Source organism: Enterovibrio gelatinilyticus (genome assembly GCF_028683095.1).
GTDB lineage: Bacteria > Pseudomonadota > Gammaproteobacteria > Enterobacterales > Vibrionaceae > Enterovibrio > Enterovibrio gelatinilyticus.
In genome coordinates, this window is the sequence record NZ_JAJUBC010000035.1 from 15604 (window position 1) to 30105 (window position 14502).

Here is a 14502-nt window from a genome sequence, read left to right on the forward strand (position 1 = left end):
CGAGTGTTAACTTTTTTGTTAAAGACGTATTAATGAAATTGCTATGGACGCTCAATACACCATTGTCATCGCTGACGATCATCCCTTGTTTCGCAATGCACTGTTTCAATCAGTGCATATGGCGATCAGTGGTGCCAATCTGCTGGAAGCCGATTCACTCGACAGTTTGTCAGCACTCTTAGAAAAAGAACCTGACATTGACTTGCTGCTGCTGGATTTGAAAATGCCCGGTGCCAATGGCATGTCAGGACTGATCCATTTACGTGTGCAATATCCCGAGCTTCCTATTGTGGTGGTTTCAGCCAGTGAAGAAGCCAGTGTTGTTCGACAAGTGAAAGCCAATGGCGCAGTTGGGTTCATTCCTAAATCCAGCGACATGCGTGAGCTGATAAACTCGCTCAATCATGTACTCGATGGGGAACCTTGCTTCCCCGAAGGTATCGACTTTAGCGGACATAGCGACGAAGAAACCATCATGGAAAAAGTCGCCTCTCTGACCCCGCAACAATACAAAGTGCTGGGTATGTTGTCTGATGGTTTGCTCAATAAACAAATTGCCTACGAATTGGATGTGTCCGAAGCGACCATCAAAGCACACATGACAGCTATTTTTCGTAAACTAGGGGTCAAAAACCGCACTCAAGCGGTGATCTTGCTGCAGCAAAGCACTCCCGATCACTAATTCTCCTCGAAGCACTCAAGCTTTACGCGTTATTTCTCTTACATTCAGCCCACAGTCAGCGCCATGTGATAACATTGCTTATCACAGTTCGCTGTTCTCGCGAGCCATCTTTTGACCTTCTCTACCTGTTTAGGAGGCCATTCTTGCTAACTGCACTGATCACTCAATTTGTCGTCCTTTGGGCTGTCATCGACCCCATTGGCTCCGTTCCTGTTTACCTATCTCAAACCAGCCACATGACCAAACAGCAACGTCGTATTGTCGCCATTAAAGCGGTGACTATCTCGGCGTGTATCTTGCTATTTTTTCTCATTGCCGGACAGTTTTTACTCGAAGCAATGCAAATTCCGCTACCGGCCTTTCAAGCGGCTGGCGGCTTAGTGCTGTTACTGTTTGCATTAACCATGATATTTGGTGAAAGCAAACCCGATCAAGAAACAAAAATGAGCGATGATAACCTGTCACGCTCTGATCTATCTGCCACTGCCGTTTACCCATTAGCCGTGCCTTCTATCGCCTCGCCCGGCGCCATGATGGCGATTGTCATGCTGACTGATAACCATCGCTTTGCCCTCGTCGAACAAGCCATGACCGCGGGTATTATGCTGCTTGTATTGGTAGCGACATTGTTGCTACTGCTCAGTGCCAATCTTATCCATAAAATCATCGGTCATGTCGGTGCATCCATCATAAGCCGCGTTATGGGTTTAATCCTTGCAGCTGTTGCAACCAGCAATTTGCTACAGGGCATCCTCGACTTTTACACCTTAGCCTAAAGACTATTAGACCTTTGGCGTAGTTAACAACTCGTTAACACACCAAAGGTTTGTCTCATATCACATAAACCCCTATCTCACAGGCAGTTACGGTCATTTCCGCCTCGACTAAAGTTGCAGTGTTTCCTAATACCTAGGCTGCTATTGTCGAAGCGTAACAATCCGTTAACTCGTCACTTAAGGAGATGGTGATGTCTGAGGAACAGAAAAGAGATAACGCCCAAGCGTACTGGCAGAAAAATGTCAGGCTAATGGCAGGCCTATTAGTCGTTTGGTTCGTGGTGTCATTTGGATGCGGCATCTTGTTTGTCGATGAGCTCAATCAAATTCGCATTGGCGGCTATAAATTGGGCTTTTGGTTTGCACAGCAAGGTTCTATCTACACCTTCCTAGCAATCATTTTTATTTACGCTTTTCAAATGCGCAAACTCGACCGTGAGTTTGGCGTAGAAGACGACGAGTAAGGAGCTGTATCATGGATTTGAAAACCGTTACTTACCTTGTCGTAGGTTTCACGTTTGTGCTGTATATCGGCATCGCAATTTGGGCACGTGCAGGTTCAACGAAAGAGTTCTACGTTGCCGGTGGTGGTGTTAACCCAGTTGCAAACGGCATGGCAACCGCTGCGGACTGGATGTCAGCCGCATCGTTTATTTCAATGGCTGGCCTGATCGGCTTCATGGGATACGGTGGCTCAGTATTTTTGATGGGCTGGACTGGCGGCTACGTGTTGTTGGCTCTGCTTCTCGCTCCTTACCTACGTAAGTTTGGTAAGTTTACTGTGCCAGAATTTATTGGTGAGCGTTTCTACTCAAACACAGCCCGAATTGTGGCCGTTATCTGTTTGATTATTGCGTCTATCACTTATGTAATCGGTCAAATGAAAGGTGTTGGTGTTGCGTTTGGTCGCTTCCTAGAAGTGGACTACGAAACAGGCCTTTACATTGGTATGGCTATCGTATTCATGTACGCTGTTTTCGGTGGTATGAAAGGGATTACCTATACCCAGATTGCTCAGTACTGTGTACTTATTCTGGCATACACCATTCCAGCTATCTTTATTTCGCTACAACTGACAGGTCACCCTCTGCCACAAATTGGCTTAGGCAGTACCATGACAGGTACAGATACTTATCTGCTCGATCGGCTTGATCAGGTGGTGTCCGAACTCGGCTTTAGCGAATACACCACATCGGTACGCGGTGACACTCTTAACATGTTCGTTTACACCCTGTCACTGATGATTGGTACAGCTGGCTTACCACACGTTATCATTCGCTTCTTCACCGTACCTAAGGTGCGTGATGCACGTATCTCTGCGGGTTGGGCACTGTTCTTCATTGCGATCCTTTACACCACTGCACCTGCTGTTGCTGCAATGGCGCGTTTGAATCTAATGGATACTGTTAACCCTGCACCAGGTCAGCACCTCGCCTATGACGAGCGTCCTGATTGGTTCAAAAACTGGGAAAAAACAGGGCTACTCGGTTTTGATGACAAGAACAATGACGGCGAAATCAACTACACCTCAAGCGCTGCAACTAACGAGCTGAAAGTTGACCGAGACATCATGGTTCTGGCGAACCCTGAGATCGCGCAACTTCCTAACTGGGTCATTGCATTGGTTGCGGCAGGCGGTCTTGCGGCAGCACTGTCAACGGCTGCGGGCCTACTATTGGCCATCTCCTCTGCGGTGTCGCATGACCTCTTGAAAGGGGTTCTGATGCCGAGCATATCTGAGAAGAATGAGCTTATGGCGAGCCGGATAGCTATGGCCTTTGCCATCGCCTTTGCTGGGTACCTCGGGCTCAATCCGCCCGGATTTGCCGCAGGCACGGTGGCACTCGCCTTCGGCCTGGCAGGCTCATCCATCTTCCCCGCTCTGATGATGGGTATCTTCTCGAAGACCATCAACAAAGAAGGCGCTATCGCCGGTATGATTGCGGGTATCAGCGTGACCTTGTTCTATGTATTCCAACACAAAGGCATCTTGTTTGTTTCTGATTGGAAATACCTACAAGACTGGGGCAGCAACTGGTTCTTCGGCATTGAGCCAAACGCATTCGGTGCAATCGGTGCGATGGTTAACTTTGCAGTAGCAATTGCAATTTCTCGTGTCACAGCAGAAACACCACAACACGTGAAAGACCTAGTGGAACACGTGCGTATTCCTGCAGGCGCAGGCGATGCACAGTCACACTAATCCTCTTTGTCTCGCTGCTCGCAGCGTAGGAAGCGACTCGCTTCTAAAAAGAAGGGTATAAGCATCACGTTACCGCTAAAAAGCCCCTTAATGGGGCTTTTTTTAAGGTATGTTTAGCCCATAAGCCCAAGGATGAAAGCGAATAGCCTACCTATTATGTTAAAAAACAAACATATAATTGCCGCAATGCTCGTTGCCCCTATCTTAGCCATCATCGCTTATTTCGGTGTAGATCTCGCCGTGAGCGAAAAGCCACATGCGGCAAAAGAAGGGGAATCTTACAAGTTGGTAGCCAGCTCAAACTGCCGATATACCAGTGGTATCTGTACGTTAGAAAATGGCGACTTTAAACTAAAACTGCGCTCAGAACGGCTTACCGACAATGCCTTAGTTATTAAGCTTGTCTCTGATTTTCCTTTGGATGGCGCCAAGATAAGTTTGGTACAACAAGAAGGGAAAAGTGCTACGCCTATCGACATGAGCGTCACTCAAGAAGATAGAAAAGAATGGTTTGTCGACCTTCCTGCACCTACAACAGCAGAAAGTGAGATTCATTTGGTGGTCAAAGCAGGCGAAACGCTCTATTACGGCGAAACTCCCGCTGTATTCGCTGAATACAAAACAATATTTACAGAAGACAAGTAACATCAGTGCGCGTTGCGTTTTCGCATACAACGCGCAACAACAATTCAGTGTTTATTGACCCAAAAGATAATGCTTGGCAGCACTTACCACCGCTGCCACTCTTCCTTCGTGTTCTTGCTCTGAAAGCCAAAAAGTCACATCAACCCAGCCATCAGTACTCATCATCGCTAACTCTGCGAATTGGATATCTACCGTCAATGGATCCCACGCGCCATCAGCACGAATAAGGCCAACTTCAGTATCTAACCTAGGTATAGAAAATGCTTCCATGTCAGCTCACTTTTTGTTGAAGAAGGGTTCTTAGCTTTAAGGGCTTCACTGGCTTGGCGATATAACTAAAACCCAACTCGCGAATTAATGTTCGAGTATCCACAGTGCGATCTGCCGTGATTATCGCGCCAATAAACGCATCATCACCCAGTATTTCCCTGCAGCGTTGCAGTACATCTATCCCTGTTAACGATGGCGCAAGATGATAGTCACTGAGGATGGCATCCGGTACGAGGCCACCTTCCAATAAACTGACGACGTCATCAAGGTCTTCCGCGAGGTCAACCTGGCAGCCCCAGCGAGTTAGCAAGCTTTCCATACCGGACAAGATGTCTCTTTCATTATCCACACAGAGCACACGAACCCCAGCAAGTGGTTCATCAATTTTCACCGATTCTTCAGCCACAACCCCAGTGTTACAATACTGAGGCACTGCGGTGTCACATTGCGCCGTGATAGAAAATACCGTTCCTTCCCCCGGCCAAGATCGCAGACCCAACGGCTGATTGAGAATATGGCTAATGCCTCGCGCGATGGCCAACCCAAGCCCTAACCCCAACTCAGCGCCTTTACGGTCAATACGCGTAAATTCATTAAAAATGTCTTGCTGGCGATCTTCCGGAATACCCAACCCGTTGTCCCACACTTCTATGCGGCATTGTGAGCCTTGCCGGCGCACACCGAGCAAAACGCGGCCATCTGGGTTATAACGAAAGGCATTGGTGAGGAAGTTTTGCAGCACTCTTCGCAGTAAACGTCGGTCTGATCGAATCCATAAGCCGGTGTGTTGCACACGAAAATCCACGCCCTGCTGACGGGCGATCATGCCAAACTCTGCGGCAAGGGTGGAAAATACCTCATCGAGTTGAAAGCGAGTAATCTTGGCTTTCATCTTGCCAGACTCTAGGCGGGAGATATCCAATAAATCACCAATCAAATCTTCAGCTGCACCCAAGGCACTCTCAATGTGAGAGGATGTTTTTTGTACGTCCTTATCTTGTGCCATTTCACTGAGTGATGATGCAAACAAGCGCGCTGCATTCATCGGTTGCATCAAATCATGGCTTACCGCCGCAAGCAGGCGACTCTTCGATTGGGAAGCTTGCTCTGCCTTCGCCGTCGCGCTGATCAGGCGTCGGTTTAGTGACTCTAGCGCTTGAGTACGTTCAACGACACGCGCTTCCAAAGTTTCATTGGACTGCTTCAACGCTTCTTCCGCATCACGGAACGCTGTGATGTCTGTGAAACTCATAACAAACCCACCACCGGGCATAGGATTACCCTGCACTTCGATCACTCGCCCGTCAGGGTGAACGCGCGATGACGTATGCGAGGAGCCTTGACGAAGATAAGAGACTCGCTTTTTCACATGGTCTTCAATCTCACCTGGGCCACATAGCCCGCGCTCTGCGTTATAACGCACCACGTCCGCAATCGGCCTGCCGACTTGAATCAAATCCGGCGGAAAATTGAATAGCTCCACATATCTTTGGTTCCACGCCACCAGCCTCAATTGCTTATCAACCACTGAAATACCTTGGCTGATATGCTCTATCGCGCCTTGCAATAATCCTCGGCTAAAATCAAACAACTCAGACGCTTCATCAACAATGGTGGCGATTTCTTCGAGTTGCATGTTGCGTCCTTGCAGCGCGGAGGTCAGCACGAGCTTGGCAGACGATGCACCAAACACCCCTGCCAGCACACGCTCGGTGTGACGAATCAGCGCTGCACTGGCTTGTTGTTGTGGCAGTAGTACTTCACCGCGTTGCTCACCAAAGGCGCGGAAAGTTTGACGCATCCGTGTGCGGCCAACAAAACGCGCTGCCAGCATCTCGAGTTCAGCAACCGTCACACGGCTTTGATACAAACTCGAATCATCACCTTCAGGCAATGGCGTTCCCACAAAGCTTGCGGCTTGCAGACGCTCACTTAACGACGGGCGCGTGGCCATCGACACCACCACAAAGCAGGATGTGTTTACCATCAAGCTCAGTACCATGCCCCAATCAACAGGGCTTAATGAGCGGAAAAACGGAATGTCTGGCGGCGCCAACAACCACAACACGATATTGGTATTGGCGTCCCCAGCCAGCATGCCAGTTTGCATCATCAGGGTCATGAGCCACACGATGAACCCTGAAAGCAATCCCGCATACACGCCTTTTTTATTGGCTTGTCGCCAGTAGATACCGGCGACTAACGGCGGGGCGAATTGCGCAATCGCCGCGAAAGAAAGAAAACCAATCGCAGATAAAGACGGCACTTCGAGGATCAGTTGATAAAAGCCCCATGCCGCAATCAACAGCAAGAAAATCAAAGCACGACGCACATTGAGCAAAAGGCCAGAAAATTGCGTAAAGTTGCGGTTAGACACGCGCATTCTGCGCAGCAACTGAGGTAAGACTAAATCGTTCGACACCATGATCGCCAAAGCAATCGTCGACACGATTACCATGCCACTTGCCGCCGAAGCGCCGCCTAAAAACGCCAATAACGCGATGCCTTCATTACCTGTGGAAAGCGGCAATTGGATCACATGGGTTTCGGCTGACAAGTGCGGCAAGAATATCTGCCCCGCATAAGCCAGCGGCAGCACAAACATGCCCATCAATAATAAGTAGGAAGGGAACACCCAACGCGCCGTATGCAAATCTTGGGCGCGAGCATTCTCAACGACCATGGTATGGAATTGGCGCGGCAAACAAATAATCGCAGCCATGGTGAGCAAGGTGTGTACTAACAAAGCTCCCCACTGAGGTTCACCAACGAGGTTGGTTTCTTTTAAACTCGGCAAAGGGCCGGGGGCATCAAATAACAAAAAGACCGCAAAAACACCGACCACCAAAAAAGCGACCAGCTTGACGATAGACTCAAAAGCCACCGCCATCATCATGCCTCTGTGATGCTCGGTAGAATCGATATGTCGCGTACCAAACAGCACGGTGAACATCGCCAACGACATACACACAAGCCAAGCTACTTGCCCTTGATTCAGCCCTGCACTTTGACCGATATCTGGCGCAATGACATCTAACCCCATGGTGATCCCACGAAGTTGCAACGCGATATAAGGCAAGATCCCCAGCACGGCGATCACCGTGACCATCACAGCCAATCCCTGCGATTTTCCGTAACGCGCAGCAATAAAATCCGCGATGGAGGTGATGTGTTCGCGCTTGGCGATCAGGATAATTCGAGCGAGGAATCGCCATCCAATGGTAAATACCAATATCGGGGCAAGATAGATAGGAAGGAAAGACCAAGGTTGACTAGATGCTTGCCCTACCGTGCCGAAAAAGGTCCACGAAGTACAATACACCGCAATCGATAGGCTATATATCCACGGACGCCAGCCACGCAACCAACGCGGTCGGCTATCGCCATACCACGCAATTAAAAACAAAACGCCAAGGTACGCAAGTGCCACTGGCACCACTATCCATCCAGCCGACATAAATCCTTCCATGACATGCGGTTATCAATCGCTTATTTACCACGGCAGGTAAAATGCAACAACGTGCATTCCGAATGCCGTGAGCCATCTCTCCCTGACGCATCAACCTCCCTGCTGCATCAACCCTTCTAAGTACGATTCATTGGTGACGTATCTTTTGTTGATCCTAAAGAGAGGAACAACACTGGTACACCCAAAAGTGCCATGGTGTAAAAACTGTCGCCGGCCCACAACGAATAAAATTCACCACTGATCACCGTCAATACCGCCATCACACCTCCTAACGGCAATGCGCTATAGAGTGCTTGTAACGCCATGATGTTCTCCGGCACTTGCTGTTGGATGTACCGCATAGCTGCAAGGTGTGCAACGCCAAACGTCACGCCATGCAAGGACTGCGCAACCACGAGAATACCCAACTCCGTCGACCATCCAGTGAGTAACCAACGCACAATCACCGCAAGTGCAGCCAGTCGAAATAGCGATTGCACCGACCAATGCCCAAATAGCCGCTGGCTGAACGCAAACATCAACACTTCCACACCAACGCCCAAACTCCATAAATAGCCCACCCACAAATCTGACACGCCGGATTGCGTCCAATGGAGTGCACTAAATGCATAGTAAGTGGCATGACTGCCCTGAATCAGCGAGACAATCAAAAAGAAGACCAACACATTGCGTGATTTGAGCACTTGAATAAGAGGCGGCCTAACCGGGGACGTGAGCGCTTCGTTCTTGGGTAACGGATTGGGTGACACCAAACTCCAACACCAAGAAATAAGTAATGCACTCGCGGCAAGCGGAACAATGATAGAAGGCCCAAATGTATCAATCATGCTGCCCGTGATCGTCGACCCCACAACAAACGCGAGTGACCCCCAAAGTCTGGCTTTCCCATAATCCACCAGTTTGCGGCGATGGTAATGGTTCGCCAACGCATCAGAAACGGGGATCGCTGGCCCGATCACCGCATTAATCATCACTGACAAAGCCGTTAACCACAGCACATTCGGAGAGGCAATAAGATGAAGAAAACCAATAACAGTAGCAAGAAACGCCAAACCACGAACGGCTGGAAGCAAATGCTCTGGCAAATGAAAACGCGGCGTAACCGTCAGGTTGACGACAAATCGCGTCATGATGCCAGCCCCCAGCACGATGCCAATATCTTCAGGAGAAAGCCCAAGCCAAGCGAGCCAGACTGACCAAAAAGGCAGATATACGCCAAACGCGAAGAAGAAGGTCCCGTAATACATAGACAGCCAACGAAATGGGGAGGGACGATGACGTTTCAAACTGGCGGATCCTTCTACCAAGGTTGAGCCCCTAGCAAGCTGAAGATGCACTGACTTCAGGTGACATAGAGCGAGAGAGTTGGAATTCTGACAGCGAATGCAAAAAACTGATAGCGCAAAAATGTAGCAATGACGCATAGACTAAAGTCTGCTGGCAAGCGTACGAGTCGTAAGACACACTGGAACTATACGCAATGTGCCGTGTTTACTATGCAAAGGGAGTTGCCATGCCAGAGCCATTTGATACGTCTTCTCCGCCGTTTGACCGCCTTGATACTAAGCAGGCGCAAACTTTGCTATCGGCACTCGACGTGGCTTATTACCGCCGCGGTGACACTTTGATTGAAAAAGGCGATCAGAACAGCGCGCTAAACATAGTCATCAAAGGACGGGTACAAGAAGTTAACCCCGACACCAAAGAAGTGCAGGCACAATACATCAAAGATGACTTGTTCGATGCCCGCGCACTTTTGCTCGGGCATTCCCACCATAGCTATCGCGCCGTTGAAGACACCTTATGTTACGTTCTTCCCAAAGCCGTCTTCGTCACTCTATACGACGAAAATCAAGCGTTCGCTGATTACTTCAACACCAGTTTTAGCCAGCGAAAGCGTCTACTTGAGAAAGCACAACAACAGCAAAATTTGGCCGAATTCATCCTAACTCAAGTTGACGAGACGAATATTCAACCCATTGTCACCTTAAATCACGACACCTCGATTCATGACGCCACACATATCTTGCGCAAACAACGACAAGACTGCGCATTGGTCGCGATGAAAGGGGGGGAAAACGACATAGGGATAATCACGCGAACCAATCTATTACATGCTTTAGTCGAAGATGGTCATTCTCAAGCCCACCCTATCGGCGACGTTGCCACCGCTCCAGTGATCAGTGTTGAAGTCGGTGATTTTCTCTTTAATGTGATGATATTAATGACCCGAGATAGGGTGAAGCGCGTACGAGTCACTGACAATGGTGAAACCGTGGGTATGCTAGATATGACACAGGTGTTGAGTCTATTCTCAACACACTCCCACGTGCTTACGTTACAAATTAACCGAGCTCACTCTATCGAAGAGCTGGCGCTTGCCGCCAACAACCAACAGCAGTTGGTGACATCACTCACCAACAACGGCATTCATACCCAATTCGTGATGGAGCTCATTTCCGCTGTGAACGAGCAGATTATCGAAAAAGCCTTTCGCCTCACCATGCCAGATGCGTTTTACGACAAATGCTGTTTGTTTGTTATGGGCTCAGAAGGGCGCGGTGAGCAAATACTGAAAACCGACCAAGACAATGGTCTGATCTTGGCGGACGACGCAGATTGGCCAGATGTTCAACATTACATGGCACGCTTTAGTGAAGTATTAAGTCGGCTGGGTTATCCCCCATGCCCTGGGAACGTCATGGTCAGCAACCCTCGCTGGGTAAAAACACAATCTGAGTGGCAAAAAGAGGTACTCGCTTTGTGTCAGATCTCAGATGAAAGAAGTTTAATGGACTTGGCCATCATTGCGGATAGCCATGCTGTAGCGGGCAACAAAAGCCTGTTGGAGCCTGTTGCCGATCGACTTCGTAGCACGCTAAAAGGCAATATGCTTGCGCTTAACACCTTTGTTCGTCCCTGCCTTGCGTTTCGTGTTCCTTTGACATTATTTGGCAGCCTTAGGACTGACAAAGAAGGATTGGATGTCAAAAAAGGAGGAATATTCCCATTGGTTCATGGCGTGCGAACACTCGCATTGGAAAAAGGGATCCGCGAAACCAATACCTTCGATCGACTCAATGCATTGGTTGAATGCCATGCTCTCGAACAGGAGACGGCTAACAACCTCACCGAAGCATTGAAGTTATTCGTCAAAACTCGACTGCGCCAACAACTCAATGATGACGCAGCATCAGGCAACCAACTTGATGTCACGCTGCTTCCTCGAACCGAACGAGATTTGCTACGTGATTGCCTAAGTGTCGTGAAGAAGTTTAAAGAACGACTTGCCTCTCACTACCAAGTGAGGGACTAACATGAACGTGCTGTCGCGTTATTGGCATCAGTACAAATGGCGAAACACGTTATATGCCCCGCTTTTTGAGACGCCAACAGATCACGAGCTGGTTGCGCTCGATTGCGAAACCACCAGCCTCGATCCTCACAAAGCTGAGTTAGTGACGATTGCAGCAACAAAAATACGCAACAACACCGTTATTACCAGTGAGCCTCTAACACTCACCTTGCGCGCACCTTCATCGTTAAACGCCCAATCGGTCAAAATACATGGTATACGCCATCAAGATCTCAACGATGGTTTGACCGAAAAAGATGCCATGCAACAACTGATCGATTTCATCGAAAATCGGCCCATCGTGGGGTATTACATTCACTATGACAAAGCCATTCTTGATCGCTATGCCAAACGGCTATTAGGGTTCAAATTGCCTAACGCCACCATTGAGGTCAGTGACATCTACCGCAAAAAGCTCGAACACGTGCTTCCCAACGCCGATTACGATTTGAGTATGGAGGCAATAGGACACAACTTGGATTTACCACTGTCTGGACGACATGATGCACTTCAAGATGCCGTCAGCGCAGCCTTGATATACGTACGTTTAAAGTACGGTGACGTGCCAGTACCCAGATCGTATTGAACATCACGCAACTAGGTGCATTCAAGTGAGATCAGTACCTCATTGCGAGGCTCGTCAGTTCACAAATATCAGAGAAAATGTACACGTCATCCTAAAGTCTAATTGTCGAGAACCCTCATCTGACCGACCTTAATGTAAAACAAGACCACAATACCGTACCCTATTCTTATATGACGTGGTCGAAAAATCAGGATGCCTGACAGCATCACGCAGGAACACAAGGAGAAAGATAATGAGTGAGGTTCACCTGCACCCGGTAATGCCGGAGATTGAAGCAAACGCGCACGTAAACAACGATGGCTACCGTGAGATGTATCAGCAATCTGTTGTTAACCCAGAAGGATTCTGGCGCGAACACGGCAAGATCGTTGACTGGATCAAACCGTACACCAAGGTGAAGCACACCTCTTTTGATACAGGCCACGTCGATATCAAGTGGTTCGAAGATGGCACACTCAACGTTTCTGCTAACTGTATCGACCGCCACCTTGCAACCAAAGGCGACCAAGTCGCGTTAATTTGGGAAGGTGACGACCCAGCTGATGACAAATCACTGACCTACAACGAACTGCACACCGAAGTGTGTAAGTTTGCCAATGCTTTGAAAGGCCAAGGTGTTCGAAAAGGCGACGTAGTTTGCCTATACATGCCTATGGTACTTGAAGCTGCCGTCGCAATGCTGGCTTGTACCCGCATCGGCGCAGTTCACACCATCGTATTCGGTGGCTTCTCACCAGACGCCCTTGCAGGCCGCATTGTCGATTCAAACGCAAAAGTCGTTATCACTGCCGATGAAGGCGTACGTGGTGGACGCGCTGTTCCTCTAAAACAAAACGTTGATGCTGCGCTAGCGAATCCAGCGGTCAACTGCGTGGAAAAAGTGGTAGTGTATCAACGCACTGGTAACACTGTTGAGTGGCAATCAGATCGCGACGTATGGTGGCATGAAGCCACGGCTGTCGTATCAGACAACTGCGAACCAGAAGAGATGAGCGCGGAAGATCCACTGTTCATTCTTTACACTTCAGGCTCAACGGGCACACCAAAAGGCGTACTTCACACTACAGGTGGTTATTTGGTTTACGCCACCATGACGTTCAAGTACGTATTCGATTACCAAGAGGGCGAAGTTTTCTGGTGTACAGCAGATGTAGGTTGGATCACTGGCCACAGCTACCTAGTCTACGGACCGCTGGCAAACGGCGCTAAAACCATTTTGTTCGAAGGTGTACCTAACTATCCATCAACGGCGCGCATGAGCGAAGTGGTTGATAAGCATCAGGTCAACATCTTGTATACCGCACCAACGGCGATTCGCGCATTGATGGCGAAAGGCAACGAAGCCGTTGAAGGCACCAAGCGTGATTCATTGCGCATCATGGGCTCCGTGGGCGAACCGATTAACCCTGAAGCGTGGGAGTGGTACTACAAGACCATCGGCGACAGCAAATGTCCTATCGTTGATACTTGGTGGCAGACTGAAACTGGCGGCATTTTGATTTCACCACTGCCAGGCGCAACCGCGTTGAAACCAGGCTCAGCAACCCGTCCATTCTTTGGTGTTCAACCTGCTCTTGTCGACAACATGGGCAACATCGTAGAAGGGGCGACAGAAGGTAACTTGGTCATGTTGGACTCATGGCCAGGTCAAATGCGTACTGTCTTTGGTGACCATGAACGCTTCGAGCAAACCTACTTCTCAACCTTCAAAGGCATGTACTTTACGGGTGACGGTGCACGTCGTGATGAAGACGGTTACTACTGGATCACAGGACGCGTTGATGACGTATTGAACGTATCAGGCCACCGCATGGGTACGGCGGAAATCGAATCTGCGCTCGTCGCATTCGACAAAATTGCCGAAGCCGCTATTGTCGGTGTACCGCATGATATTAAAGGCCAGGCAATCTACGCGTACATCACGCTTAACTCTGGCGAAGTACCAAGTGCAGAGCTAACCAAAGAAGTGAAAAACTGGGTACGTAAGGAAATTGGTCCTATCGCCACTCCAGATTTCATCCATTGGACAGATGCATTGCCAAAAACCCGCTCAGGTAAAATCATGCGCCGAATCCTACGCAAGATTGCAACTGGCGATACTGGCACACTGGGTGACACTTCCACATTGGCCGATCCGGGCGTGGTTGATAAACTGATCGCTGAGAAGTCTAGCGTGGTTTAATGTTCACTTAAGTCGATGAAAAGGCCGCAGTGCGGCCTTTTTTATTCCTATCGTTTTAAACGCAAAGCCACTACTCACCTTTATCAATATCAACGTATTGCACATCGGTTCATGGGAGCGAGATAACACTTTTCGTTTCGGAAGTGGTCAAATCGTGAACTATCACCTCTTAATCCCAGTCATAAACCCGTAATCTATAACGCTGAATGTCTTAATATGTCTGATTAGACCAGTATTTTGCTGCCATTTGCGGTGATTTCTCTATAATTGCCAGTGAGTGAATGGTCGGAGTGCCATTTTATAGGCTCTCGCACCACTCTGTGTTGAAAAGCAG

General features: G+C 48.9%; 11 protein-coding genes. 8 read left to right on the forward strand and 3 right to left on the reverse strand.

Annotated elements, in window-relative coordinates; all coding sequences use genetic code 11:
* The first annotated feature begins 43 nt into the window (after positions 1-43).
* From LRP50_RS21970 to LRP50_RS21990, 5 genes are all read left to right on the forward strand, one after another.
* Positions 44-682, forward strand: a complete 639-nt coding sequence (locus tag LRP50_RS21970) for a response regulator transcription factor (RefSeq protein WP_274166575.1) — start codon at positions 44-46, stop codon at positions 680-682.
* 143 nt (positions 683-825) lie between these two features.
* A complete protein-coding gene (locus tag LRP50_RS21975) occupies positions 826-1458 on the forward strand; it encodes a MarC family protein (RefSeq protein ID WP_274166576.1) in 633 nt (210 codons plus the stop codon).
* Between the two features lie 191 nt (positions 1459-1649).
* Positions 1650-1922 (forward strand): DUF4212 domain-containing protein, encoded by a 273-nt coding sequence (locus tag LRP50_RS21980; protein ID WP_028024502.1) that lies wholly within the window; start codon positions 1650-1652, stop codon positions 1920-1922.
* 11 nt (positions 1923-1933) lie between these two features.
* The gene (locus LRP50_RS21985) at positions 1934-3661 is read left to right on the forward strand and encodes a sodium:solute symporter family protein (RefSeq protein ID WP_274166577.1); all 1728 of its coding nucleotides are present in this window, start codon (positions 1934-1936) and stop codon (positions 3659-3661) included.
* Positions 3662-3817: 156 nt separating this feature from the next.
* Positions 3818-4306 (forward strand): hypothetical protein, encoded by a 489-nt coding sequence (locus LRP50_RS21990; protein WP_274166578.1) that lies wholly within the window; start codon positions 3818-3820, stop codon positions 4304-4306.
* A gap of 51 nt (positions 4307-4357) precedes the next feature.
* On the opposite strand, the gene LRP50_RS21995 is transcribed toward LRP50_RS21990, so the two are convergent.
* From LRP50_RS21995 to LRP50_RS22005, 3 genes are all read right to left on the reverse strand, one after another.
* Positions 4358-4576 carry a hypothetical protein gene (locus LRP50_RS21995; RefSeq protein WP_274166579.1) on the reverse strand — a complete coding sequence of 73 codons (219 nt, stop codon included), beginning with the start codon at positions 4574-4576 and terminating at the stop codon, positions 4358-4360.
* Position 4577: 1 nt separating this feature from the next.
* A complete protein-coding gene (locus LRP50_RS22000; RefSeq protein WP_274166580.1) occupies positions 4578-8033 on the reverse strand; it encodes a PAS domain-containing hybrid sensor histidine kinase/response regulator in 3456 nt (1151 codons plus the stop codon).
* A 128-nt stretch (positions 8034-8161) separates the two neighbouring features.
* Positions 8162-9331, reverse strand: a complete 1170-nt coding sequence (locus LRP50_RS22005; protein ID WP_274166581.1) for a 3-phenylpropionate MFS transporter — start codon at positions 9329-9331, stop codon at positions 8162-8164.
* A gap of 227 nt (positions 9332-9558) precedes the next feature.
* On the opposite strand from LRP50_RS22005, the gene LRP50_RS22010 reads away from it, so the two are divergent.
* From LRP50_RS22010 to acs, 3 genes are all read left to right on the forward strand, one after another.
* Complete coding sequence (locus LRP50_RS22010) at positions 9559-11361, forward strand: DUF294 nucleotidyltransferase-like domain-containing protein (protein WP_274166582.1); 1803 nt, start codon at positions 9559-9561, stop codon at positions 11359-11361.
* Position 11362: 1 nt separating this feature from the next.
* Complete coding sequence (locus tag LRP50_RS22015) at positions 11363-11986, forward strand: 3'-5' exonuclease (RefSeq protein WP_274166583.1); 624 nt, start codon at positions 11363-11365, stop codon at positions 11984-11986.
* 232 nt (positions 11987-12218) lie between these two features.
* Positions 12219-14168, forward strand: a complete 1950-nt coding sequence (acs, locus tag LRP50_RS22020) for an acetate--CoA ligase (RefSeq protein ID WP_274166584.1) — start codon at positions 12219-12221, stop codon at positions 14166-14168.
* Positions 14169-14502 lie beyond the last annotated feature (334 nt).

Excerpts from the sequence above, each read along its gene's own strand:
- LRP50_RS21970 (WP_274166575.1), top strand. The coding sequence starts at position 44 with ATGGACGCTCAATACACCATTGTCATCGCTGACGATCATCCCTTGTTT.
- LRP50_RS21980 (WP_028024502.1), top strand. The coding sequence starts at position 1,650 with ATGTCTGAGGAACAGAAAAGAGATAACGCCCAAGCGTACTGGCAGAAA.
- LRP50_RS21985 (WP_274166577.1), top strand. The coding sequence starts at position 1,934 with ATGGATTTGAAAACCGTTACTTACCTTGTCGTAGGTTTCACGTTTGTG.
- LRP50_RS21990 (WP_274166578.1), top strand. The coding sequence starts at position 3,818 with ATGTTAAAAAACAAACATATAATTGCCGCAATGCTCGTTGCCCCTATC.
- LRP50_RS21995 (WP_274166579.1), bottom strand. The coding sequence starts at position 4,576 with ATGGAAGCATTTTCTATACCTAGGTTAGATACTGAAGTTGGCCTTATT.
- LRP50_RS22000 (WP_274166580.1), bottom strand. The coding sequence starts at position 8,033 with ATGTCGGCTGGATGGATAGTGGTGCCAGTGGCACTTGCGTACCTTGGC.
- LRP50_RS22010 (WP_274166582.1), top strand. The coding sequence starts at position 9,559 with ATGCCAGAGCCATTTGATACGTCTTCTCCGCCGTTTGACCGCCTTGAT.
- LRP50_RS22015 (WP_274166583.1), top strand. The coding sequence starts at position 11,363 with ATGAACGTGCTGTCGCGTTATTGGCATCAGTACAAATGGCGAAACACG.
- acs (WP_274166584.1), top strand. The coding sequence starts at position 12,219 with ATGAGTGAGGTTCACCTGCACCCGGTAATGCCGGAGATTGAAGCAAAC.